Here is a 21,179-nt window from a genome sequence, read left to right as displayed (position 1 = left end):
CTCAAACCTCCGCTGCCTTCTTCTGGAAATCGGGATGGTGGTGGCCGTACACCTTCTCGAGCGTCTTGGCCGACATGCCGACCGAGCCGGCGGCCTCCCAAATCTCGATGCCGCTCGACATCAACCAGGTCGCGCGGGTGTGACGCATCACGTGCGGCGTGACCTTGGCTTTGCGCGTGGATCGCGGCTCGAGCCAGGCGTAGTCGACGGCATTCGCCCATGATGTGCGGACGGACGAGACGCCGCGGCCCATCCAGTGCACCACGTTGAGAAACAGCGCCACCGGCTCGCCGGCCTGCTCGGCCGCGTCGGCGCGCGCCGCGTCGTCGAGGCGCTTCCAGCGCGTGGCGTGGGCCATGATGCGCCTGCCGAGGCGCACGGGCGGTTGCCGCTTGTTCGTCTCGCCGACGCCCTCGCCGCGCCTGTGCATCACGCCTCGATCGAGATCTATCCAGCCGCCGCTGGTGTTCGCCATCCACTTCACGTGGAACATCGAGCCACGCCTCGAGCCCGTGGCGAGGCCGAGCAGGATGAAGCGGGCCAGGTGGCGGTTGATCTGGAACGGATTGCGGCGCCAGCGGCAATGAACCTTCCGCGTCGCCACGTCCGACCAGAACTCGCGATACCAGCCCAGCGCGCCAGCTAAGAGCATGGCGGCCTCCGATCGGGTAAGCCAGCGCTCCTTGGGCGGCGCGGCATCGGGCATGGTGACGATGGGCACCGAAGCGAGCGGACCATGCTCGGCGTGCCAGTGGTTGATGGCCTTGGACAGTTCGGCCAGTTCGCGCCGAATCGTACCGTCGCCGACGCCACCGCGCCGGCGGTGGGCCGCGTAGTCGCGGCACGTCTTGCCGCGCACGTCCGCGAGCGTCTTGGTTCCCCACCAAGGTACCAACGCCGCGATCGCGTAGCCGCTTCGCTCGGCCGACTTCTTGTGAGGCGCATATTCGCGGCCATAGGCGGTCAGGACTTCGGCGACCGGGAGGCGATTGAGATCACTTTCCCGGCTGGCTGGTTGGAATTTTTCGGAGAGATAGTCGTTGAGCGCTTTTTCAGCTCCTCCGCTATCGAGCTCGCCGCAGCCTGTGCGTCGGAAAAACGCTCCTCGGTCGCGGATGATCCATGTCTTCTCGATCCGGACGAGCTTGCCGGATCGGTCTTTGATCCGTTCTGTTCGGAGTTCGAGGCGGGCTCCTTTTGCGGGACGCGGCATTTGTTCATCATCTCCCTCATGGCGGCGGCGGTGACCCAATCGGACCGCCCTATCCGCATGACAGTCAGCTTGCCACGCCTGGCCTCCGCCCTCAACGTCGCCGGGGTAACTTGGCCCTTGGCATAGGCGGCCGGAAAAAACCGCTCCAGCGCCTCGCGCAGGGTCATGATCTCGTCGGGATTTTCCATGTAGGCCGCCGCCGCTGTCATGCCCGCACCCGTTTCTTGCGCTTGCGCTTCGGCACCAGGCCGCGCGCTATGTCGCGCCGCTTCTGGTTCTCGCGATGGCTGACCATCTCGAGGTGTTCGTCATTGACGCACCGGCGCTGCCTGCACATGTGGTCGATCTGCTTGTTTGCCGGCACGTAGCCATGGGCGTTCGTGAAGGAGACGATGTGAACCGCGACGGTGCGGTCATTCAGCTTCATGCGCGGATAGCCGCCGCCCCGGCCGGTGCCGCTGTCGGCTCCGCACCACAGGTGACACGCTGATGGCAGGCCGGTCTTGGGGTCGATATAGCCCGTGTGGACAACCTCGACGCAGGCGAAGATGCGCGCCGCGATTTGAGCGCGGCGGTCGCTTAGCAGGAGCAGGCGGTTGCTCATCAGTCCTCCCAGGCCGGATCGGCGAAGAAGCGCCAGCGGTCCTCGTCGGATCGCCACTCGCCGGAGCAGACGGGAATGCACAGCGGCATTTCCTCGTCCCGCCCCATGCTGAACAGGTCGCGCAGCGCTTCCTCCGTCGCGAGATCTTCGGTGCGGACGAATGTGTCGGGCGTCATGGCGTTGCCCCCGCTTCGGTAAGGGCCGCGGCGCAGGCGTCGGCGGTAGCTATCGCCAGATCCGGCGAGCCGTTGCCGTACTGATAGGACCGGAGCGCATGGTAAGCGGCCTGTAGCGGCGTGATGAGGTTCACTGCAGGCGGCTGACGCGCCTCGATAAGCTTCCAGAGCGCTTCGCGTTTAGCGTCGTCGACGCGGATGAAGAAACGGTAGGGATCGCCGCAGAACGTTTCCCATGCGGCGTGATCGCCCCGGCGAAGAACGCCGGCATCCACTAATTCGATGCGATCGAGGTTGAGCAGGATCCGCAGGCCGTTGTGGAACCGGTGCGGGGTCATGACGATTCCCCTGCAACATCGATTGCCCGCACATTCTCGAAATTGACGATCATGCGGCTGGAGCCGGTTTCTCCATCTGCCTTCACGGCATATTGCGCGACGCCATGGCGATAGATCTCGTCGATCGTGCCGCAATAGTCCTGGCCACCCCAGCGGGCGATGACGTGGGTGCCTACGGGGAATGGCGGCTGGATGTTGTGCGCTGTCGCCCATTCCTGCTGTGCGGCTTTGATCTCCTCGTCGGCCGTGCTGGAGAAGCCGTCGAGAACTTCCGCCATTTCCAGATTGCAGTCCCAGCGGGCATAGCTGTCCAGCGTCTTCGCCAATTCGTAGCCGTCCATGTGCCGGCCGGCGTGCTTTGCGATATCCTTCGCGGCGTCCTCGAGCTCGCGCTGCTCGATGTGACCTGCCCGGAAAAGTTCTTCGGCTATGCCCTGCGCAGCGCGCAAGGCAGCTTCTGGCGTGAGCCGCGTCGGGCGTGGATGCTGGGCGGTCATCATTCCGCCGCCTCCGCAAGCTGGACGGCGGCCGGGCCGGCATAGGCGGCGGTGCGCAGCAGCGGCGGCAACCAGCCGGTGGGCACCACGTTCTTGATGGCGAAGTCGACCAGCTCATCCTTCTTGAGCGAAGCGCCGGCCTTGCGGGCCTCGTCCTCGTTGACGGCCTCCGCGATCGCCTGCAGCACCAGCGGCTTGGCCACACCGCTGAAATAATCCTTGGCGTCGAACTGCTCGGCCAGGCGCGCCGTGATACGCTCGGGTGTGATAGACGCGGCCAGCACGTCAGCGCCCTTGGTGAATGGCGAGTGGCCCTGCATGTCGATCGCCTGGGCGGCGATGCCGGCGGCGATGCGGAACAGATCGACATCCTTCATCGACGACAGCCGCAGGAAGGCGTCGGCAAAGCTTTCCCTATCGCCGTCATCGTTGCGGACGCCGTAGCGGTCGACCGCGCCAAATCCATTCTGCACCACCTTGACCGGTGAACGCCCGCTGCCAGCCAGAAAGCCGGCCAGCAGCGCGACGAATCCGACGCGGGGCTCCTCGGCCAGTGCGGCCCGGGTTGCCAGCGTAGCCTGCTGGGAAAGCCGGAAGGTCAACGCAGCGGAGACGGTGGGTGCGGCCTTCTCGGCCGGCTTGCCGTCGTTGGCCGCCTTCCGCGAAGCCTGTGGCTTCACCAGGCCATAGGTGAGTTCGATACCGCGCCAGTTGGTTACCTCGAGCTTGACACCCGATATCGCCATCTGGTCGGCGTTCCATGCGCGCGCTTCGATCTCCGCCTCGAGCTTCTCCAACTCGGCATCGACCTCCTCGGCTTCCTCGCCGATCGAGCCGCCGGGCTTGTTGAGGATGTGCTCAAGCGCCTTGATGCGCCGCTTCTCCTCCTTGGTCGGCTGGCCCTTGCCGGGCGTCAGTCTCTCCCAGGAGTAGCTGTTGGGGCAGTCCTCGGACCTTGCCACCCATGACCAGCCCTGCTCGAGCAGGTCCTGCATCACCTTTTCGACGTGCTCGTTGCCCAAGCGCTCGGCGAGCGCCGGATCCTGAATGACGTGGTGGTCGCCGAACAGATCCTCGACGATGCCGCCGCCGGCAGCGGTATAGGCATCAACGCCAATGATCTTGAGCCATTTGCTTGCGGTCCCGTTGCCGTTCGCGCCGAACTCGTTGCGGATCGTGTGCGACCAGAGCTGGCCGTCTTTGAGCAGCTTCTCGAACACCCGTTCCTGCGCCTCGATCGACGGGGCGAGCGTGAAGGCGCGCACAGTGTCGGCGCCGCCGTGATACTTATCGAACGTGCCGTTGCGCCACGCCTCGAGGATGCAGGGCGCAAGCCGGCCGATCGCCAGTTTGCGGCGAACGCGGATGGGCTCGATGCCGAACCTTGCGGCGATCTGCTCCTCACCAAGTCCGCGCTCGGCCATATCGCGGAACACTTCGTACTGGTCGGCTTCGTGCAGCGGCTCGCGCATGATGTTCAGCGCCACTGAAAGCTCGTCGCCGGCGGCGTTGCTGTCGCTCTCGGAGTTGTCGTCACACTTGATCGGCTCGTCGGGCGCGATCTCGCCGCGCTCGGCACGAAGCCGCAAGGCCGCCAGCCGGCGGTTGCCGTCGCCGACATACCACTTGCCGTCGATCGACTGGACGTCGAGGGCCACACGATGGCCGTGCGCGGTCATGGAAGCGGCAAGCGCCTCGATCTCGACCAGGCGGCCGGTCTTGCGGGCGTTGATCGGCGGGTTGGCGTTGTGCCCGAAGTCGAGTTGATCGAGCGGTACCAGGATCTGCGTCATGCGAGTGTCCTTTCAGCGTTGGGTTGATCGTCTGGCTCTACGTGGCTGGCCTTTTCGGGCCGGGCCGGAATGAGGCGGGGGCCGTCGACGTGCTGCGCGTGGAAGCGGTACCAGGCGACGCTCTCCATGCCGGTGTGCTCGCTGCCGGGGATCCATTTGAGGCGGCCGACAACGACGATGTGGCTGCAGTTGGCCATGAAGGGGTGCGCCTGGCGCGTGAACGCCCACGCCAAGGCGACGACGGCTCCGTCTGGCACCAGAATAAATACGATGACGGCAGCGCCGGCGGCCCAAATCATGGATGCACCTTTTCGCCTTCGGCGATCACGGCGTCGGCGATCCGGTGGGCGTTGGCCGCCATATGCTCGCACTGCGACGTGCTGCCGCCACTGTGGGCGCAACCGGCGATCGCCTGCCCAACCAGCCACTGCCGGTACGTCATGCCGGAGCTGCCCTGGATCTTCGCGTCCGGTGGGACCACGGGAAATGCGGGGCCGCCCTTCCTTGGTGTCCGTGCCATCAGATCGCCTCCCCATGGAGATCGAGCCACCAACGGATGAGCGTCGCGCGGTAGCGGTCAGCCGGCGCGTTGGGGTTCGGGAAATGGTCGGTGAGAAACACTTCACCCTCTAGCCAGGTCAGCCGGGAGGGGAGATCGGGACGCGCGATCAGCGCGCGGAAAGCGTCGGCAAGTCGCTTGTCAAGGGCGATATCGCCGGTTGTGCCAGCGGGAGGGCAATCAAGGTGCCACTGCGACCACATGGCGCAGGCTGTGGATAGCGTGGAAACATTGCCTTCCGCAGCGTCCGCCTGTTGAAAATTCTTCGACGAAAACGGCCGATCCGGGCCGCGACGCTCGGTTGCAACGCGATCACTACAATTTGATGTAATAACTTTCGGTTGAAGCGGGTGTGTCACCGTGCAAACTCCCGTTACCGATGGAGGACGGTGTGGCAGGTGTCGAAGCTCTGCCGCTCCTGACACTCAAGCATGCCGTCAGGAAGAACCAAGCCGACAAGCGCCCAGGCCGCGAATGCTGCAATGAAGAGGTGTCTCGCCATCGTGTTCCCTCATGATCCGAGCGCCGACAAAATACCCCGGGGCGCAACAGACTATGGCATAAAGCTATCAATGAATTGTTGATCAGTCAAACACTTTTCAACAATCTATTGATTTCAGGACAGGCAACAGGAATGATGGCTCTTGATTGATGCGGGGCCGATTCGCGGGCAGTAGTTGGAGTTTTGGGGCGAAATGACTGAGGAAGAACGTGGACGAGACGCGTGGCTACGTCGCCAGGCGATGCAAATCGCTACGCAGTTACCGGAAAAGGCGGCCGATGCGAGGATCGTGCTGCGCTACATGAGCGAGCTGCTCGACGACTTCCTGACCCCGAAGAGGGATGAGGAGGACGGCCATAGTCTTCAAAAGAAGGTCGTTTCTATCCAGCGATAGAGCCAGAGCCACGCTGGGCGCGCTGCTGCGCGTCCAACTTCTTTATCAGCTCAACGGACATACCGTCGCGGCGCCCGAACAGGATGTAGTCGGACGTCGCTCCGGTAGTCTGCCAGAATTTTGCGAGCACGTCGGGCGGAGGCAGGGTCTTGCCCTTCTCGTAGTTGTTCCATCGCTGGGTCGACATCCCGAGCGAAGTTGCCAGCGTGGATTGGTTCCAGCCCAGCGCTTCGCGCACCCGCGCCAAGCGCTGGCCGATCGATTCTTTGCTGGTATCTGGAAGCCCCCTGTCCATTTCAACAATATCTTACAACTCAAAGGCAATTGCCATCACCAACTTATTGATGGTTGCAGATCAATGAATTGTTGATTAACGTCCGCAACCAACGTCCAATGAGGATGGTTGCGAAGTGTCACCCACCAAAAGCCTTACTACCGTCGATGAGGTCATTGACCATCTCGGCGGAAATTCTGCGTTGGCAACCCGCTACGGCCTGAAAACACCGCAGGCCGTATGGGCGTGGCGCGACCGCGGCGAAATCCCGCCGAAATACTACCTCGCCATGACAGCCGATCTCGCTGCGCTGGGTTGCGAAGCCCCCGCCTCGGTGTGGGGGATGGTCGAGGAGGCCGCCCATGACGCAGCAGCCTGACGATTCGCGTCCAGTCCGCACCGTCGCCGACATCATCGCCGAGTTGGTCGACTGGAAAGCCCGGCAGGAGATCGAGGGTCACAAGCCGTACGGGAGGCTGCCAGGGGGCCGATGGACGCGATAGCAGAGCACGCACACCGCGTGAGCTATCACGCCGTCACGCGCTACGTGCAGCGCATCCTCGGCGTTGAGATCGCCTGCGACGACGCCATGAACCCCCGCGCCGTCGCCAAGGCGCATTGCGCGGCCGCCGGCACGACGATGGAAAAGGTTCGCGCCGACATCCTGACGCCGGCCGTGCTTGCCGCAGCCCTCGCTGGGCTCACCAACGTCAACACGCCACGCATGCGGCTCGTCATCCACGCCGGCATCGTCGCCACGATCTGCTCGCCGCGCAGGAAGTCAAACCACCGCATGCAGGTCCGCACCGATAAGGAGTACCGCACCCGCCAGAGCCGGTTCAATCGCCGGATGAGGCACGCATGAGTGAGACAGGTATCAGCCGGGCGTGGTCATGGCGTCACCGCATCATCAGGTCGGACTTGCCACCGACGACTAGGCATCTCCTACTGACGGTTTCCTGTTTCATGAACGATCTCGGTGGCGGCTGTTACCCAACGCAAGAGGATTTGGCGAGCGCAACCGGCCTCACCGATCGCAGCGTCCGCACGCACCTTGAAATTGCGGAAACCGCCGGTTGGATCAAGCGCACTGAACACGGTTTCCGGGGCCAGAAATGGCGCAATCACGAATACCAGGCCGCATGGCCAGAGGCACAAGATGTAGAAAAAGGTGCGGAACGTGGTTCCGGTCCTTTTCCAGAAGGTGCGGAAGCTCTTTCCGAAAGGTCCGGAACCTCTTTCCGAAAGGTCCGGAACGACGTTCCTACTACCAATCCAGTATCTTCCAACACCAATCCACCTAGCGCGCAAGCGCGCCCGGAGGTTGGGGGGGCTTTCAAGATATTGTGGAAAGGATGGCCGCAGAGCCAGCTTCCCGACAGCCGCGCCGCGGCCGAGACAGTGTTCGATCGCCTGACACCCGACGAGCAGGCGACAGCATCGCTGTGCGCCGAGGCCTTCTGCCGCCTCAGGGCGCTGCGCGGCAAACCTGCCCACATGCTCCCCTACCTTCGCCTCAAGCAGTTCCGCGAGCTCGACGGCGCGCCTCCCTTCGACAAGGACGGCGATTTCATCATCACCCCCGACCGGCCCGAATGGAGCGCATGGCTCGCTGACCTGAAAAAGCGCCGCGACCTCACGCCGGCCGCCGTCGAGCGCGCGGTCAGCTTACGCAAATTTCTCCGGAAGACCCGTTGGCCGGAGCACATCCAGCAACAAGGAGGACCGGCATGAGCGAGCCCACGATCCGCATCCGTAGCGGCGGCAAAGACACCGGCGACATCCCGATGAGCACGGTCAAGGCCGCGCTCAAGGTCTTGAACAGCGACAGGGATCCGAACACCACGGAAATGTTCACCGAGAAGGAAACCGGGGAGGAAACCTATCAGACCGTGGCCGCCGGCCAACTGCGCGCCTTCATCGAGCGCGTCGAGCGCCTCGAGGAGGAGAAGGCCACGATCGCCGAGGATATCCGCGAGATCTTCCAGGAGTTGAAGGGAACCGGATTTGACGTGAAGGCGGTCCGCACCATCATCAAACTTCGCAAGAAGGACCAGGCCGAGCGGCAGGAGGAGGAGGCGATCCTCGATCTCTACATGGCCGCGCTTGGGATGGCGTGATGACCAACTACGACGACATGCAGGTCTATCGGTTCACGGTCAGATGCGACCGTGACTTCAACCGCCGCCTCGAGCGAGCCGCGAAGGCAGCGGGCGTCTCACCCACAGCTTACGTCCAGCGCCATTTCGACGGCATCTTCGCCGAGGAGGACGCCGGCGCCGCCGCGCCAAAGCCCGTGGTGGCTGCACCTAAGCCGGCGCGGCCGCTCTCCCCGGCAGCCAAGATCGTGCTCAAGGCTATGGACGAAGCGGCCGGCGCCTTCGGCATCGTCGATACCAGCCTCCGCGAGATCGGCGACCGCTGCAACATGACCTACGAGCACGTCAGGGGACAGATCACAAACCTGCTCGCCAATGGCGTGCTCGTCGAGGTGGAGGCGGCCAAGAAGGGCCGGACCAAAGCGTACATGGTGACAGGAGTACCGCAATGACTGACCGCATCAGAGACGACGACGCCCCATGGGGCAAGACCCGCCTGCAGATGGCCGCCGAGGCCAAGCGCAAGCTGCGCGACCGCGAGCGTGAACGCCGCGCCGCAAACCTCGAGCAGCTGCGCGCCAGGCGCGGTCAGGACGCCGGCGACATGAGCGTGTTCGTGCCGATCGCCGCCATCCGCGACCAGGAGGACGAATGGCACCGGCGCATCCGCCGAGCCGACGACACCCGCAACTTCACCAGCCGCGCGCTTGGCGATCCCCTGCCCGGCCGATCGGCGCTTGATCTCAGGAGGACGCAATGAGCGACACCAAACAGGGCTTTTACCGCGAGGATCACCCAATGGCGGAAGCACAGAAGCTTCTGCTCGAGCAGGCGAAGCGCGCCACCCATAGCGCCGACCGAAAGCTCAGTGACGCGGCAGACACCGAAGCAGAGGCCCGCAGCATTCGGGCGGCAGCCGATGAGCAACTGCGCTATGCCGCCCAACTAACCGCGGCGGCCGAGGCGTTGAACTCTGTGGAGACGCCGGCCGAATGAAACGCCGCGCCTTCCTGCAGTTCCTTGGCGTCGGCGCTGCCGCCGGCCCTTCGGCCGTGAAGTCGGCGGCCGAGATGAGCATGGCTGATCTCAACATGCCAGGCGTCGGCCAGTATCTCGGCGGCAAGGATGGCGAGGTTGATAGCGCCGGCGATGACGCCTGCGAGGTGATGTCCGAAAGCAGGATGCAGCGCACAACGCGCCGCCTCGAGCGCCTGATCGGCAAATCGGACGCGCAGGTCGCCAAAGAGAAGCGCGACCAGTACGTCAGCGCCTTGGATCCGAACGTCGCTTCGCTTCGCTCTGTCAGCCTCACCGAGAAGATGCGGATCCAGCGCTTGCGACAGTACGAGCGCCGCCGCGCCATCGAGATCGCGGACTATCGCGGCATCCTTGCGGGGCTGTTCGACTGACTATGGCGAAGAAGCCCGCAAAGACCACCAAAAAGCCGGCTAAAAAGCCGGCCGCCAAGCCTGCTGCGAAGCCTGCGAAGCGGCCCGTTAAGCCTGTGAAGGCGGCTGCAAAAACGGCGGCAAAGGTCAATGCGGGCGTGCTGACGGACCAGCAGAAGCTGTTCGTTGCGGAATATCTCAAGGATTTCAACGGCAAGCAGGCTGCAACCCGGGCTGGATACAGCGCGAAAACCGCCGAGGCGCAGGCGTCGCGCATGTTAAGCCAGCCGAAGTTGGAGCGCCAGGTGGAGCGCGCCACGTACGATTCCGACAGGGTGCTTGCGCGCCTGGTCGACGAGGTAGAGGCGGACCTCGCCGACCTGTACGACGATGACGGCAACCTGCTGCCGATGCGCGAGTGGCCGCTGATCTGGCGCAAGGGCCTGGTGGCGGGCATCGAGGTCGAGGAAGTGCTCGGCGCCAGCGAGGAGGACGGCAAGCCAAAGCCCGTCATCGCCCTGGTGCGGAAGATCAAGCTCTCCGATCGTACCCGCCGCCTCGAGATGATCGGCAAGCACACCAACGTCCAGGCGTTCAAGGAGAACAAGAAGGTCGAGTTCAGCGACCCGCTCGAGGCGCTGGCACGCGAGATCATCGGCCAGAGCGTGAAGCCCAAGGCCGCCGGCGCGCCGGCGGATGACGATGCGCCCCGTGGCATCCGGCCGAAGGATGACGCATGAGCGGGGATTACGCATCGCTGGCGTCCGCGATCGACCAGGCGGAGCTCGTCGCGCCGATCGACGCGGCCGAGCTCGTCAAGCTGCTCAAGGATCCGCACTGGCGCATCCGCAACATGTATTGGGTTTCGGACAAGGACGGCAACGCGGTCCGCTTCGTGCCGTGGCCCGAGCAGGACAAGTTCCTTAACGAGGTCTGGTACCGGAACGTCATCCCGAAAGCCCGGCAGCGCGGTTTCTCGACCGTGGTGCAGATCATGATGCTGGACGCCTGCATATTCGTGCCGAACACCGGCGCCGCCGTCATCGCCCAGGACGATCAAACCGCCCTCACCATCTTCCAGAAGAAGATCAAGTTCGCGTGGGACCGCCTGCCGGCCGCGGTGCGCGGAATGTTCCCGCTGAAATACGACACCAAGCACGCGATGGACTGGCAGCACGGCTCATCCATCACCGTGGCGACGTCGACACGCGGAACGACGCTGCAGTACCTGCATGTGTCCGAGTACGGCAAGATCTGCGCGAAGAACCCCGACCACGCCAACGAGATCCAGGAGGGCGCGTTGCCCTCCGTCGACCAGCACGGCGTTGTGGTGGTCGAATCGACCGTGGAGACGCCCTACGGCAACTTCTCCGACATGGTGAAGGAGGCGCAGGCCACTCTCGAGACCGGCCGCAAGCTCTCGCCGATGGATTACAAGCTGCATTTCGCCTCATGGTGGGATGCGGACGAGTACGAGACTGACCCCGACCTGGTTGTCATCTCGCCGAAGGACAACGCCTACTTCCACCGCCTCGAGGGCGAGATCGGGCGCGATATCAGCCCCCGCAAGCGCGCCTGGTACGTGGCGAAGCGCAAGAACGACTTCGGCGGCAGCGACGAGAAGATGTGGCGGCAGTATCCGTCCACGCTCAAGGAGGCCTTCACCGTCTCGTCCGAGGGGCTGTGGCTGTCGACACAGATCGCCGAGGCCCGCCGCGACGGCCGCATATGCGCCGTGCCGCTGGTGCCCAGCCTGCCGGTCAACACGTTTTGGGATCTGCGCGGCAACAAGGTGGTGTGGATGCACCAGAAGGTCGGGCCGTGGGATCACTGGATTGATTTCCTCGAATCGTCAGGCGAGCCCTACAGCGCGGTTGTCCGCGTGATGAAGGAGCGGGCATCCGAGCGAAACTTCGTGTGGGGCAAGCACTACCTGCCGCACGATGGCGACACCAAGCACGATGGCGCAGAGATCCTGAAGACGCCGGCCGACATGCTGACCGACCTTGGCTTGCGCGACATCGAGATCGTGCCGCGCATCCTCGATGTCGAAGTGGGCATCGACCAGCTGCGCGACGACTTCGCGAACTACCGCATCGACGAGACGCGCTGCAAGGAGGGCATCAAGCACCTCGAGGGCTTCGCCAAGGTGTGGAACCAGCGCATGAGCCTGTTCATGCCGGCGATCGAGAAGAACGGCCATGAGCACGCGGCCGACGCGATCCGCCAGAAGGCGCAGATGGCCCACAACATGCGCGGCCCGCATGGCCGCAGCCGGCCGCGCCGCTCCAACAAGTCGGGGATGGCAGCATGAGCCCCTCCGAGATGGCGATCGAGCTCGAGAAGATGGCGCGGGCAAAGGCGACCTGGCTGGATACGTTCTCATCCGGCCGCAACAAGCGGCCCGAGCTCGAGATCATCACCAAGCGCCGCGAACTAGACGTGCTCGAGCAGGCCGTGGCCGACTATCGGAGGCAGGCGTGAGCGCCCTACTCCACCAGGATCCGCGACTCGCGCGCCGCGTCGGCGAAGGCCTGCCGGGCCTCGTTGGGCGTTGCCTGGCCGGCCAGAGCGTCATCAGCGTGCTGCCTCCGGCGAAGGAGAAGCGCGCTTGAACCGGCCGGCGTTTGTTGACCAGACCATCCTCTACGACCCAGCGACCCGGGAAGAGCGCGGCAACTGCACCGAAGCGGCCGTCGCCAGCCTCCTTGGCATAAGGCTGGAAGATGTCCCCGACTTCCGCGCCAATGGCCTGGATCAGTTCTGGCCGTCGTTTCACAGGTTCTTCCGCGATCGCGGCTTCGAAGCAATCATGATGCACGGCACCTTTGCTCCGGACATCCTGTACTTGGCCTCGGGCATCTCGCCTCGTGGCGTACACCACATGGTTCTGATGCGCTGCGGGCTGCTTGTCCATGATCCGCACCCGTCGAAGGCAGGAATAGCCGGTCCCGAGTGTATCTGGCTCCTCGCGCCAGTCGATCCGGCTGCGAAATTCGATGTTTACACCGGCGGGCGAATCACCACGCTGTCACTCAGCGCCCAAATCCTCGCCCCGAACGAGGATCACAAAGCATGAGCGCACCAGTTCTCGACCTGACCAAACGCGCCTGGGTTCGCACCCGTGGCGAACTGACGGCCATAGGCACGTGGATCTGCATCGACGAGCAGATGCGCCCGTGCATGGCGATCGTGCGCACCGGCGAGGAGCTGGGCGACTACACGTTCCCCTGTGTCGTCACCATGGACAAGGCGTGGATCTACTCCGAGGAAATAGGCGACATGGCGAAGGCCGCCCACCAGGTGGCAAGCTTCCTCGATCCGCTGCGACTCGGCACCGGTACCCGCGCCATCTTCCGCCTGCTGGGGCTCATCCGCGATTGCCTCGGCGATCTGCTGTCGATCCCCCCCTACGTCGCCCCCGCACAAACGGCAATTGCCGAACTCACAGTGACCGAGCGGGAAACCGGCAAGGTCAGGGAAGTGGAGATCTTGAGCGATGTTTGATCTGAAATCCGAGGACGGCTCCGTCCGAAAGACGCAGTTCAAGTCGCCCATCCCCGCCGGCGCCGACCAGGAGAGCGGCAAGCGCGCCACGCGCGTCGCCGCGCTCGACAAGCCGGACATGATCGAGCTCCACCACCGGCTGCTCGACTACTACACCCGCGAGCTCGATCGACAGTTCGACAACCGGCAGGACATGGCCGGCGACGAGGACTATTACGACAATATCCAGTGGAGCGCGGAGGACAAGGAAACCCTCAACGATCGCGGCCAGGATGCGCTGGTCTACAACGTCATCTCCGCTTCGGTCGATTGGGTCACAGGCACCGAGAAGCGCGCCCGCACCGATTTCAAGGTGCTGCCCCGCCGCAAGGAGGAGGCAAAGCCGGCCGAGAAGAAGACGCAGCTGCTGAAGTACCTGTCGGACGTGAACCGCGAGCCGTTCCACATTTCGCGGTCGTTCGAGGACGCCGTGAAGGTCGGGCTCGGCTGGATCGAGGACGGCGTGCAGGAGGAAGACGAGGACGAGCCGCTCTACACGCGCTACGAAAACTGGCGCAACATGCTGTGGGACAGCGCGGCGACCGAACTGGACCTGAAAGACGCCCGCTACGTCATCCGCTCGAAATGGGCCGACCTCGACGTTGCATGCGCGATCTTCAAGAAGCGCAAGGGCCTGCTCGAGCGCTCGGCGGCCGACAATGACGACTATCACCACCTCGACTACTATGGCGACCAGGCCATGGACGAGCAGGAGCTTTCGCTCGAGCAGGCCGGGCAATCGCGCACCAGCGATCGCATTCAGGGCTATCAGCGCCGGCGCGTTCGCCTGATCGAGATGTGGATCCGGCTTCCCGTCGAGGTCGAGAAGGTCAAGGGCGGCCGCTTCACCGGCGAAATCTACGATCCGCACTCCCCCGGCCACCGCGAGGAAGTCGAGCGGGGCGAGGCCGAGACGGTCAAGCGCGTGACGATGCGCATGCACGTCGCCATCTTCACCACCGCCGGCATGCTGTGGTTCTCCGAATCGCCCTACCGGCACAACCGTTTCCCGTTCACGCCGATTTGGGGCCATCGCCGCGGCCGCGACGGCATGCCCTACGGCATGATCCGGCGCTTGAAGGACATCCAGAAGGACATCAACAAGCGCGCCTCCAAGGCCCTGCACATCCTGTCGACCAGCAAAGTCATCATGGATGAGGATGCGCTGCCCGACGACATGACGATCGAGGAGTTCCTGGAGGAAATCTCCCGCCCTGATGCGGTTATCCGCAAGAAGGCCGGCAAGACGATCGACATCAATGCCGATCGCGACCTTTCGCAGTGGCACCTCGAGCTTATGTCGCGCTCCATTTCCATGATCCAACAGGCATCCGGCGTGACCGACGAGCTGCTCGGCCGCAAGACCAACGCCACATCCGGCGTGGCGATCGGCAAGCGGCAGGACCAGGGCTCGCTGGCGACAGCGAAGTATTTCGACAACCTGCTGCTGGCCTGGCAGATCCACGGCGAGAAACTGCTCGCCAATGTCGAGCAGTTCATGTCGGAGCAGAAGTCGTTCCGCATCACCAACATGCGCGGCAAGCCCGAGTATGTCGACGTGAACGACGGCCTGCCCGAGAACGACATTGTGCGCTGCAAGGCGGATTACATCATCTCCGAGGGCGCGTTCCACGCCACCATGCGCGCGGCCGCGGTCGATTCGCTGCTCGAGGCGATGAGCAAGATGACGCCCGAGCTGGCGGTGCTGTTCATGGATCTCGTTGTCGAGAACATGGACCTTCCGAACCGCGAAGAGATCGTCAAGCGCATTCGCGCCGCGACGGGCCAGCGCGATCCGGACGCCGAGGAGCCGACCGAGGAGGAGATCGCCCAGGCGCAGGCGCAGCAGGCCGCCGGCCAGGCGCAGCAGGCGATGCTCGAGGCGCAGTTGAAGAAGCTGATGGCCGAGGGCGACAAGATCGCCGCCCAGGCAGAGGAACTGCGCTCGAAGATCTCCGGACACCACGTCGACGCCCAGCAGAAGGCGCTGGACGCGGCCGCGATGGCGATCGCGATGCCGCCGGCGACGCACATCGCCGACCACATCCTCGCCGAGAGCGGATTCGTGTCGCAGACCGACAAGAACGAGGCCATGGCGGCCTTGGCGCAGCAGGCGGCAGCACAGCAGCAGCCGCAAGCGCCGGGGCTTGGTGCGCCTGCCCCGCAGCAGCCACAGGCAGCAAATGAGCAGTTCGGCCTGATGCAGGCCGCCTGATCCTTCACGAGCTCGAGAACCGCAGGAGGCGCAGGCCACACTCACCCCGACCGACCCCCAACTTACGAAGGAAGAAAGCCCGATGGCTGGCACGAAACACGACGAAGAAGACCTCGAAATGCTCACCGACGAGGAGCGTGAAGGCCTCCTGGAGGACGCTGACGACGAAAACGGCGATGACGCTGGCGCCGGCGACGGTGATGATGGCGACAAAGGCGACGATGAAGCGGACGCCGGCGACGGCAAGAAGGGTGATGACGACGACGCCGGCGGTGATGACGCTGGTGGCGACGATGCGGACGCGGCGGCGAAAGCCAAGGCGGCCGAGGAAGCCAAGGCCACGGCTGACGACGCAACCGCGGCGGCCGCTGCCAAGGACAAGGGCGAGGACGCCGGCGACGATGATGCCGAGCCGGAGAAGCCCCAGCAGGCGCTTCCCGAATGGAAGGCCCCGGCCGACGCCAAGACCAAGCTCGACGAGATCGAGACGAAGAAGGACGAGATCGCGCAGAAGTTCGACGATGGCGAGCTCACTGCCAAGGAGATGCGCGCGGCCTTGAAGCCCCTCGACGATGAGCGGGACCAGATCAAGGAGCAGCTGCTCAAGGCCGCGCTGTCGAGCGAATCGGCTATCGACACCTGGAAGCAACGCACGGTGCCGGACTTCATCAAGTCGCACCCGGAGTACAAGCCGGGGACGATCCGCTACCGGGCGCTGGACGCAGAGGTGCGCGCCCTGCAGGCCGAGGCGGACGGCTCGGGCAAGCTCAGCGCGGCCATCCTGGCAAAGGCGCATCAGAAGATCGTCAGCGAGTTGGGCGAGGTGCCTGGCAGCAAGAAGGTCGAGGACCGCGACAAGAACAAGAGGCGCGATCTGCCGCCGAACCTCGCCAATGTGCCGGCGGCCGACTTGACGGAGACGGATGACGGCAGCGAGTTCGCCTACCTCGATCGCCTCGATGGCGTCGAATACGAAAAGGCGCTGGAGAAGCTCTCCGACGAGAAGCGCGAACAGTACCTGGCCAGCTAGACGGCCGCAAACGGGGACATGGGCATGATAGCACTCGACGTTAGCGTCGGAGAGGCGGTGCAGATCGGCAAGAATGCCGACGCCGGCGTCGTCGTGAAGGTGAAGCACAAGTCCGGCACCAGGGTTCGGCTCGCGTTTGAGACGAACCTGTCGCCCATCCGCATTCTTGGGGATGGCCTGGTCCCGGCCAGCTTCACCTATGGCATCACCGGCGAGCCTCGCCGCGTGCTGCAGGATGTGCGGCAGATATCGGCTGCCTGACGCTCGCTATACCACTCAGCCGGCCGCCTCTGGCCGGCTGAACCGCCCTCCGCTTTCGGCCAGTTGTGTTTTTGCCGCAATCGCGGTAATTAGAACCTCGAAAAGCGCATGACGTGCTCCAACTCCAAAGGAGCTACGTCATGGCTGGTACCGTCATCGCCTTCGGCGATCCCAAAGCCCAAAAGAAGTGGTCTGGTTCGCTCTTCATCGACATGGTGAAGAAGTCTTACTTCGACCGCAAGTTCGTCGGCGAGGATGACAACAAGGTCATTCAGCGGCTGACCGATCTCGAATCGGACGCCGGCGACACCATCACCTTCGACCTGTCCGTGCAGCTCCGCCAGAAGCCCAAGACCGGCGATGCCCGTCTGCAGGGCTCCGAGGAAAACCTGCGCTTCTTCTCGGATGAGGTCTATATCGACCAGATGCGCCACGGCGTGTCCGCCGGCGGCAAGATGAGCCGCAAGCGCACGGTCCACAACATCCGCAAAATCGCCAAGGACCGCCTGTCCGACTACTGGTCGAAGTACACGGACGAGATGAACTTCGTGTACCTCTCCGGTGCGCGCGGCATCAACGAGGACTTCACCGAGGAAACCACCTGGGCAGGCTTTGCCGGCAACTCGATCCAGGCGCCCGACACGGGCCACCTGATCTATGCCGGCGCCGTGACCGCCAAGGCGGGACTGGCCGCGACCGACAAGATGACCCGCACGGTCATCGAGAAGGCCGAGGTTAAGGCGCGCATGATGCGCTCGACCGATCCCACCACCGCCAACATGATGCCGGTGATGATCAACGGCGAAGCGCACTACTGCTGCCTCATGTCGCCGTTCCAGGAGCACGATCTGCGCGTCGCCGATTCCGGCGGCTGGCTCGAGATCCAGAAAGCCGCCGCGGCGGCCGAAGGGCGCAACAACCCGCTGTTCAAGGGCGGGCTGGGGATGATCAACAAGGTTGTCCTGCACAGCCATGAGAGCGTCATCCGCTTCAACGACTACGGCGCTGGCGCCAACGTCGTAGCGGCTCGCGCCCTGTTCATGGGCCGCCAGGCCGGCGTTGTGGCCTACGGCTCCTCGAGCGGCCTGCGCTTCACCTGGACCGAGGAGACGTTCGACCACGGCAACGAGCCGACCGTCGCCTCCGGCATCATCATGGGCATCAAGAAGACCCGCTTCAACAGCAAGGACTTCGGCGTCCTGTCGATCGACACCGCCGCCGCCGATCCGAACGCCGCAGCGTAATGAGAGCCGGCGCGCCCAGCGCGCCGGCTTCCGCCTTGTTCCGCAGACAGCGCCAGAAGCGCCCTAAACCCGGAGAACATCGATGACCATCCATCAGAGCAACGAGGCGCAGGGCATCGCTCCTGTCCCCTACCCGGCCTTCGCCGGCCACGTTGTCACCCACCGCTTTGCGTTCGCCGTGCCGGCGGACATCGTGGAAGGCGACACCGTGGAACTCGCCATCCTCCCCGCCAACTGCCGCGTCGTCGACATGATCTTCGACAGCGACGATCTCGACACCGGCACGCCCGCCATCGTGTGGGACATCGGCATCATGTCCGGCGAAGTCGGCAGCACCGATACCGGCCGCACCACCGACGACGAGTTCTTCGACGGCAGCACGCTTTCGCAGGCCGGCGGCGTGGCGCGCCCGACGATCGTCACCGCCTTCCGCACCACCGCGACGGGCCAGGCGCGCTCGATCGGCGCGAAGCTGGTCACGGACGCCGCCACCGCGGCCGCGGGCACCATCGGCCTCACCGTGTCGTACGTGGCTGCGTAGCCATCGGGGCGAGGTCGCAGCACCGTAAGACAGGCGGCCCGCGAGGGGGAACTTTCCTCCTCTCCTTCGCGGGCCGCCTTTTGCCAACAGGAGGACTGTTATGCTGATCGAATGCACCGCCGGCCGCCAGGTCGAAACCAGTGTCGCCGGCGATACCTACACTTTCCAGCGCGACAAATATGGCCGCTTCGTCTGCCACGTGGACAAGCAGCGGCACATCGCGATCCTGCTTTCGGTTGTCCACTACCGGGAAGTACCCGAGGTTCCCGAGCCCGAGAAGAAGGCGAAGCCCGCCAAGCCTGCGAAGGATCCGGCAAAGGGCGCCGGCGAGCCGGGCCTTGGACAGGGCGGCGACGAGCCTGACATCATCGGCATCAACGGAATCGGACCTGGCTTGAAAGCCAAGCTCGAGGCGGCCGGCTTCGGCACCATGGCCGCGGTTGCAGGCCTGACCGAGGAGCAGATCGCCAAGCTCGACGCTGATCTCAAGCTCATGGGCCGCATTACCCGCGACAAGTGGGTTGAGCAGGCGCAGGCCTTCATCGCCGAGGCGGCCGCGAACGCCCCGCAGAGCTAAGGCCTGACCGATGCCGACCGGCCAGGAGATCATGGAACGCGCTGCGGTCCTCCTCAACGACGAGGACCATATCCGCTGGCCGCTCAATGAGCTGCGAGACTGGATCAACGATGGCATCAAGGCCATCGTGCTCGCCAAGCCATCGGCATCCACCTCGAGCAGGATCCTGACCCTGGCAGTGGGTACGCTGCAGAGCGTTCCGGCCACAGGCACTCCCACCCCCCTGATGCTGGTGCGCATCGTACGCAACCTCAAGAGCCAGAACGATCCGCGCGAGGGTGGCCGCATCGTCACGCCGACATCGCGCGAGACGCTCGATGCCGTGGATCCCTTCTGGCACGATCGCGGCCAGACGCCCTACCGCAAAGAGGTTCGCCAGTACGTCTATGACGAGGCGAACCCGCTCGAGTTCTACTGCTACCCCGGCAATGACGGCAATGGCATCGTCGAGGCGGTAGTATCGCAGCTGCCGGCCCCGCTGGCGGCCAGCGGCGACGAAACCGTGATCGGCTCCTACACAGGCTCAATCGGCCTGCCGGAGCCATACTCCGTGCCGCTGCTCGACTATGTGATGTTCCGCGCGCTCGGCAAGGACGATCTCGGCGGCAATCCCGGCCGCGCGCAGGGGCACTACCAGCTGTTCGCCAGCGCCGTCGGCCTCAAGATCCAGGTGGAACGCGCCACCAGCCCGAACGCGCGGGGTAGCTGACCATGGCCTCCCGCGACATCGACGCCATCCTCCCCGAAGTGATGACGCATGCGCCACGGGCACCCGAGCCCCTGATGCTGCGCAATATCCGCGATGCGGCGCGCCGGATCTGCATGGCCGGCCGCATGTGGCGCGAGAACGACACACTGGATGTCGCCACGCCCGAGGCGGAGGCGCTCTGCACCATCCCCGACGCCGAAATCATCGAGATCGAGCGCGCCAAGCTCGATGACATCGAACTGACGCCACGCACGATCGCTTGGCTGGATGACAACCGCCCGGGCTGGGAGGACGATGACGCGGACGCCGGCTCCGCCCGCTTCATCACGCAAAAGAACCTCAACAGCGTGACAGTGGTGCCGCCGGCAACGGGCACGCTAACCGTGCGCTTCATCCTCAAGCCGTCGCGCACCGCGCTGACCCTGCCCGCCTTCCTCGTCGACCAGTTCGGCGAGGAGCTCGGCAAGGGCGCTGCCGCCAAGATCCTGCAAACGCCGGGCGAGTTCGCCAATCCGCAACTCGGGCTCAAGCTCGAGAGCGATTTCGAACGCCTGGTCAACGGTCTCAAATTCCGTGTCGCCAAGGGCCAGCAGGGCGCTCGGCTGCGGACGAAAGGAAGTTACCTCTGATGGCAGCCTCGATCTATCTCGCCAACGCCCTTCTCGACCACGTGCTGCGCGGCGTGACGTACACTGCCCCCAGCCGCGTCTATGTCTCGCTGCACACGGCCGACCCGGCCGGTACCGGCGCCAACGAGGTGTCGCTGGCGGCTTGGCCGGATTACGTCCGCATGGACCCGGCAGACGCCGCAGCAGTGGCCTCTGGCTTTGATGCTGCCGCATCCAAGGCGACGGAGAACGCCAAGGAGATGGCTTTCCCGGCCATGGATGGCGTCGGGCCACTCACGATAACCCACTTCGCGATTTGGGACGCCGCGACTTCCGGCAACTGCCTCATCGAGGATGACCTGACCGTCGAGAAGATCCTCTACAACACCGACGAGCTGCTGATCCGCGTCGGCGAACTGGACGTCAGCATCACATGAGTTTGCTCGGCCGCGGCGCGATCAATGGACGGGAGATCAACGCCCTCGAGGTGAACGGCGGATACTTCGCCACGACCTTCGAGGGCTCGGCCTCCGTGTCGATCGACGCGGTGGCGGACCCGGTGCGCCAGGCGTTCGGCGCAGCCACGATGAACTTTGCCGTTGACGCCGTAA

Annotated in this window: 35 protein-coding genes; 24 read left to right on the top strand and 11 right to left on the bottom strand. The window is 64.4% G+C overall.

The genetic code is table 11. The features are described 5' to 3' along the window. Position 1: 1 nt before the first annotated feature. The 9 genes from MAXJ12_RS08340 to MAXJ12_RS38530 form a co-directional block, all read right to left on the bottom strand. Positions 2–1,213 (bottom strand): site-specific integrase, encoded by a 1,212-nt coding sequence (locus tag MAXJ12_RS08340; RefSeq protein ID WP_008835379.1) that lies wholly within the window; start codon positions 1,211–1,213, stop codon positions 2–4. 205 nt (positions 1,214–1,418) lie between these two features. Then, positions 1,419–1,817 (bottom strand): HNH endonuclease signature motif containing protein, encoded by a 399-nt coding sequence (locus MAXJ12_RS08335; protein WP_008835378.1) that lies wholly within the window; start codon positions 1,815–1,817, stop codon positions 1,419–1,421. After that, the gene (locus MAXJ12_RS37575) at positions 1,817–1,993 is read right to left on the bottom strand and encodes a hypothetical protein (protein ID WP_008835377.1); all 177 of its coding nucleotides are present in this window, start codon (positions 1,991–1,993) and stop codon (positions 1,817–1,819) included. The genes MAXJ12_RS08335 and MAXJ12_RS37575 overlap by 1 nt, the downstream gene beginning before the upstream one ends. Next, complete coding sequence (locus MAXJ12_RS08330) at positions 1,990–2,331, bottom strand: hypothetical protein (protein WP_008835376.1); 342 nt, start codon at positions 2,329–2,331, stop codon at positions 1,990–1,992. Before MAXJ12_RS08330 ends, MAXJ12_RS37575 begins: the two co-directional genes overlap by 4 nt. Beyond that, the gene (locus MAXJ12_RS08325) at positions 2,328–2,831 is read right to left on the bottom strand and encodes a hypothetical protein (RefSeq protein WP_008835375.1); all 504 of its coding nucleotides are present in this window, start codon (positions 2,829–2,831) and stop codon (positions 2,328–2,330) included. Before MAXJ12_RS08325 ends, MAXJ12_RS08330 begins: the two co-directional genes overlap by 4 nt. After that, positions 2,828–4,621 carry a ParB/RepB/Spo0J family partition protein gene (locus MAXJ12_RS08320; protein WP_008835374.1) on the bottom strand — a complete coding sequence of 598 codons (1,794 nt, stop codon included), beginning with the start codon at positions 4,619–4,621 and terminating at the stop codon, positions 2,828–2,830. The genes MAXJ12_RS08325 and MAXJ12_RS08320 overlap by 4 nt, the downstream gene beginning before the upstream one ends. Next, positions 4,618–4,920: a hypothetical protein gene (locus MAXJ12_RS34335; RefSeq protein ID WP_008835373.1), complete on the bottom strand. Its 303-nt coding sequence runs from the start codon at positions 4,918–4,920 to the stop codon at positions 4,618–4,620. Before MAXJ12_RS34335 ends, MAXJ12_RS08320 begins: the two co-directional genes overlap by 4 nt. Then, positions 4,917–5,141, bottom strand: a complete 225-nt coding sequence (locus MAXJ12_RS08310; RefSeq protein ID WP_008835372.1) for a hypothetical protein — start codon at positions 5,139–5,141, stop codon at positions 4,917–4,919. The genes MAXJ12_RS34335 and MAXJ12_RS08310 overlap by 4 nt, the downstream gene beginning before the upstream one ends. After that, complete coding sequence (locus tag MAXJ12_RS38530) at positions 5,141–5,383, bottom strand: hypothetical protein (RefSeq protein WP_008835371.1); 243 nt, start codon at positions 5,381–5,383, stop codon at positions 5,141–5,143. The genes MAXJ12_RS08310 and MAXJ12_RS38530 overlap by 1 nt, the downstream gene beginning before the upstream one ends. Before the next feature lie 492 nt (positions 5,384–5,875). Here MAXJ12_RS38530 and MAXJ12_RS36610 point away from each other — a divergent pair, with 492 nt between their 5' ends. Then, positions 5,876–6,076 (top strand): hypothetical protein, encoded by a 201-nt coding sequence (locus MAXJ12_RS36610; RefSeq protein ID WP_008835369.1) that lies wholly within the window; start codon positions 5,876–5,878, stop codon positions 6,074–6,076. Here MAXJ12_RS36610 and MAXJ12_RS08300 read toward each other — a convergent pair. Then, positions 6,063–6,371, bottom strand: coding sequence for a helix-turn-helix domain-containing protein (locus tag MAXJ12_RS08300; RefSeq protein WP_008835368.1), 309 nt, complete (start codon positions 6,369–6,371; stop codon positions 6,063–6,065). The genes MAXJ12_RS36610 and MAXJ12_RS08300 overlap by 14 nt on opposite strands. A gap of 115 nt (positions 6,372–6,486) precedes the next feature. Here MAXJ12_RS08300 and MAXJ12_RS36605 point away from each other — a divergent pair, with 115 nt between their 5' ends. The 12 genes from MAXJ12_RS36605 (at position 6,487) to MAXJ12_RS37565 (ending at position 12,321) form a co-directional block, all read left to right on the top strand. Then, the gene (locus tag MAXJ12_RS36605) at positions 6,487–6,729 is read left to right on the top strand and encodes a helix-turn-helix domain-containing protein (protein WP_139043831.1); all 243 of its coding nucleotides are present in this window, start codon (positions 6,487–6,489) and stop codon (positions 6,727–6,729) included. After that, on the top strand, positions 6,713–6,853 hold the full coding sequence (locus MAXJ12_RS37570) for a hypothetical protein (RefSeq protein WP_008835366.1): 141 nt from the start codon (positions 6,713–6,715) through the stop codon (positions 6,851–6,853). The genes MAXJ12_RS36605 and MAXJ12_RS37570 overlap by 17 nt, the downstream gene beginning before the upstream one ends. Next, positions 6,841–7,215, top strand: coding sequence for a hypothetical protein (locus tag MAXJ12_RS08295; RefSeq protein ID WP_008835365.1), 375 nt, complete (start codon positions 6,841–6,843; stop codon positions 7,213–7,215). The genes MAXJ12_RS37570 and MAXJ12_RS08295 overlap by 13 nt, the downstream gene beginning before the upstream one ends. Next, positions 7,212–8,084: a helix-turn-helix domain-containing protein gene (locus tag MAXJ12_RS35070; RefSeq protein WP_085983895.1), complete on the top strand. Its 873-nt coding sequence runs from the start codon at positions 7,212–7,214 to the stop codon at positions 8,082–8,084. Before MAXJ12_RS08295 ends, MAXJ12_RS35070 begins: the two co-directional genes overlap by 4 nt. Before the next feature lie 116 nt (positions 8,085–8,200). Then, positions 8,201–8,470: a GapR family DNA-binding domain-containing protein gene (locus MAXJ12_RS08285; RefSeq protein ID WP_040585455.1), complete on the top strand. Its 270-nt coding sequence runs from the start codon at positions 8,201–8,203 to the stop codon at positions 8,468–8,470. Continuing rightward, the gene (locus MAXJ12_RS08280; RefSeq protein ID WP_008835362.1) at positions 8,470–8,901 is read left to right on the top strand and encodes a hypothetical protein; all 432 of its coding nucleotides are present in this window, start codon (positions 8,470–8,472) and stop codon (positions 8,899–8,901) included. Before MAXJ12_RS08285 ends, MAXJ12_RS08280 begins: the two co-directional genes overlap by 1 nt. Next, complete coding sequence (locus MAXJ12_RS08275; RefSeq protein WP_008835361.1) at positions 8,898–9,209, top strand: hypothetical protein; 312 nt, start codon at positions 8,898–8,900, stop codon at positions 9,207–9,209. The genes MAXJ12_RS08280 and MAXJ12_RS08275 overlap by 4 nt, the downstream gene beginning before the upstream one ends. Beyond that, positions 9,206–9,445, top strand: a complete 240-nt coding sequence (locus tag MAXJ12_RS08270; RefSeq protein WP_008835360.1) for a hypothetical protein — start codon at positions 9,206–9,208, stop codon at positions 9,443–9,445. The genes MAXJ12_RS08275 and MAXJ12_RS08270 overlap by 4 nt, the downstream gene beginning before the upstream one ends. After that, on the top strand, positions 9,442–9,858 hold the full coding sequence (locus MAXJ12_RS08265) for a hypothetical protein (RefSeq protein ID WP_008835359.1): 417 nt from the start codon (positions 9,442–9,444) through the stop codon (positions 9,856–9,858). The genes MAXJ12_RS08270 and MAXJ12_RS08265 overlap by 4 nt, the downstream gene beginning before the upstream one ends. A 2-nt stretch (positions 9,859–9,860) precedes the next feature. Continuing rightward, complete coding sequence (locus MAXJ12_RS34330) at positions 9,861–10,577, top strand: terminase small subunit (protein WP_008835358.1); 717 nt, start codon at positions 9,861–9,863, stop codon at positions 10,575–10,577. Further along, the gene (locus MAXJ12_RS08255; RefSeq protein ID WP_008835357.1) at positions 10,574–12,151 is read left to right on the top strand and encodes a terminase large subunit; all 1,578 of its coding nucleotides are present in this window, start codon (positions 10,574–10,576) and stop codon (positions 12,149–12,151) included. Before MAXJ12_RS34330 ends, MAXJ12_RS08255 begins: the two co-directional genes overlap by 4 nt. Next, positions 12,148–12,321: a hypothetical protein gene (locus tag MAXJ12_RS37565; RefSeq protein WP_008835356.1), complete on the top strand. Its 174-nt coding sequence runs from the start codon at positions 12,148–12,150 to the stop codon at positions 12,319–12,321. Before MAXJ12_RS08255 ends, MAXJ12_RS37565 begins: the two co-directional genes overlap by 4 nt. A gap of 5 nt (positions 12,322–12,326) precedes the next feature. Here the strand turns inward: MAXJ12_RS37565 and MAXJ12_RS39975 are convergent, their stop codons facing one another. Continuing rightward, a complete protein-coding gene (locus MAXJ12_RS39975) occupies positions 12,327–12,407 on the bottom strand; it encodes a hypothetical protein (protein ID WP_420492368.1) in 81 nt (26 codons plus the stop codon). 41 nt (positions 12,408–12,448) lie between these two features. Between MAXJ12_RS39975 and MAXJ12_RS38710 the strand changes: the two genes are divergently transcribed. The 11 genes from MAXJ12_RS38710 to MAXJ12_RS08200 all read left to right on the top strand — a co-directional run bounded on the left by MAXJ12_RS38710 (position 12,449) and on the right by MAXJ12_RS08200 (position 21,005). Next, entirely contained in the window at positions 12,449–12,916 is a 468-nt protein-coding gene (locus MAXJ12_RS38710) for a hypothetical protein (RefSeq protein ID WP_008835354.1), read from the top strand. Further along, positions 12,913–13,344: a hypothetical protein gene (locus tag MAXJ12_RS08245; RefSeq protein ID WP_008835353.1), complete on the top strand. Its 432-nt coding sequence runs from the start codon at positions 12,913–12,915 to the stop codon at positions 13,342–13,344. Before MAXJ12_RS38710 ends, MAXJ12_RS08245 begins: the two co-directional genes overlap by 4 nt. Then, positions 13,337–15,598, top strand: coding sequence for a portal protein (locus MAXJ12_RS08240; protein WP_008835352.1), 2,262 nt, complete (start codon positions 13,337–13,339; stop codon positions 15,596–15,598). The genes MAXJ12_RS08245 and MAXJ12_RS08240 overlap by 8 nt, the downstream gene beginning before the upstream one ends. Positions 15,599–15,680: 82 nt before the next feature. Continuing rightward, positions 15,681–16,628, top strand: a complete 948-nt coding sequence (locus MAXJ12_RS08235) for a hypothetical protein (RefSeq protein ID WP_008835351.1) — start codon at positions 15,681–15,683, stop codon at positions 16,626–16,628. 24 nt (positions 16,629–16,652) lie between these two features. Next, positions 16,653–16,889, top strand: coding sequence for a hypothetical protein (locus MAXJ12_RS08230; RefSeq protein WP_139043828.1), 237 nt, complete (start codon positions 16,653–16,655; stop codon positions 16,887–16,889). A gap of 140 nt (positions 16,890–17,029) precedes the next feature. Then, complete coding sequence (locus MAXJ12_RS08225; RefSeq protein ID WP_008835349.1) at positions 17,030–18,133, top strand: N4-gp56 family major capsid protein; 1,104 nt, start codon at positions 17,030–17,032, stop codon at positions 18,131–18,133. Positions 18,134–18,215: 82 nt separating this feature from the next. Then, positions 18,216–18,674: a hypothetical protein gene (locus MAXJ12_RS08220; protein ID WP_008835348.1), complete on the top strand. Its 459-nt coding sequence runs from the start codon at positions 18,216–18,218 to the stop codon at positions 18,672–18,674. Between the two features lie 100 nt (positions 18,675–18,774). Then, positions 18,775–19,251, top strand: a complete 477-nt coding sequence (locus MAXJ12_RS34325) for a hypothetical protein (protein WP_008835347.1) — start codon at positions 18,775–18,777, stop codon at positions 19,249–19,251. A 10-nt stretch (positions 19,252–19,261) separates the two neighbouring features. Next, a complete protein-coding gene (locus MAXJ12_RS08210) occupies positions 19,262–19,960 on the top strand; it encodes a phage adaptor protein (RefSeq protein WP_008835346.1) in 699 nt (232 codons plus the stop codon). Between the two features lie 2 nt (positions 19,961–19,962). Beyond that, entirely contained in the window at positions 19,963–20,589 is a 627-nt protein-coding gene (locus MAXJ12_RS08205) for a hypothetical protein (protein WP_008835345.1), read from the top strand. Beyond that, complete coding sequence (locus MAXJ12_RS08200; protein WP_008835344.1) at positions 20,589–21,005, top strand: phage tail fiber protein; 417 nt, start codon at positions 20,589–20,591, stop codon at positions 21,003–21,005. Before MAXJ12_RS08205 ends, MAXJ12_RS08200 begins: the two co-directional genes overlap by 1 nt. The last annotated feature ends 174 nt before the right edge of the window (positions 21,006–21,179 follow it).

This window comes from Mesorhizobium alhagi CCNWXJ12-2, from assembly GCF_000236565.1.
GTDB classification, from domain to species: domain Bacteria; phylum Pseudomonadota; class Alphaproteobacteria; order Rhizobiales; family Rhizobiaceae; genus Allomesorhizobium; species Allomesorhizobium alhagi.
Note: the sequence above shows the minus strand (reverse complement) of the source record. Positions and strands in the feature narration are given on the sequence as shown.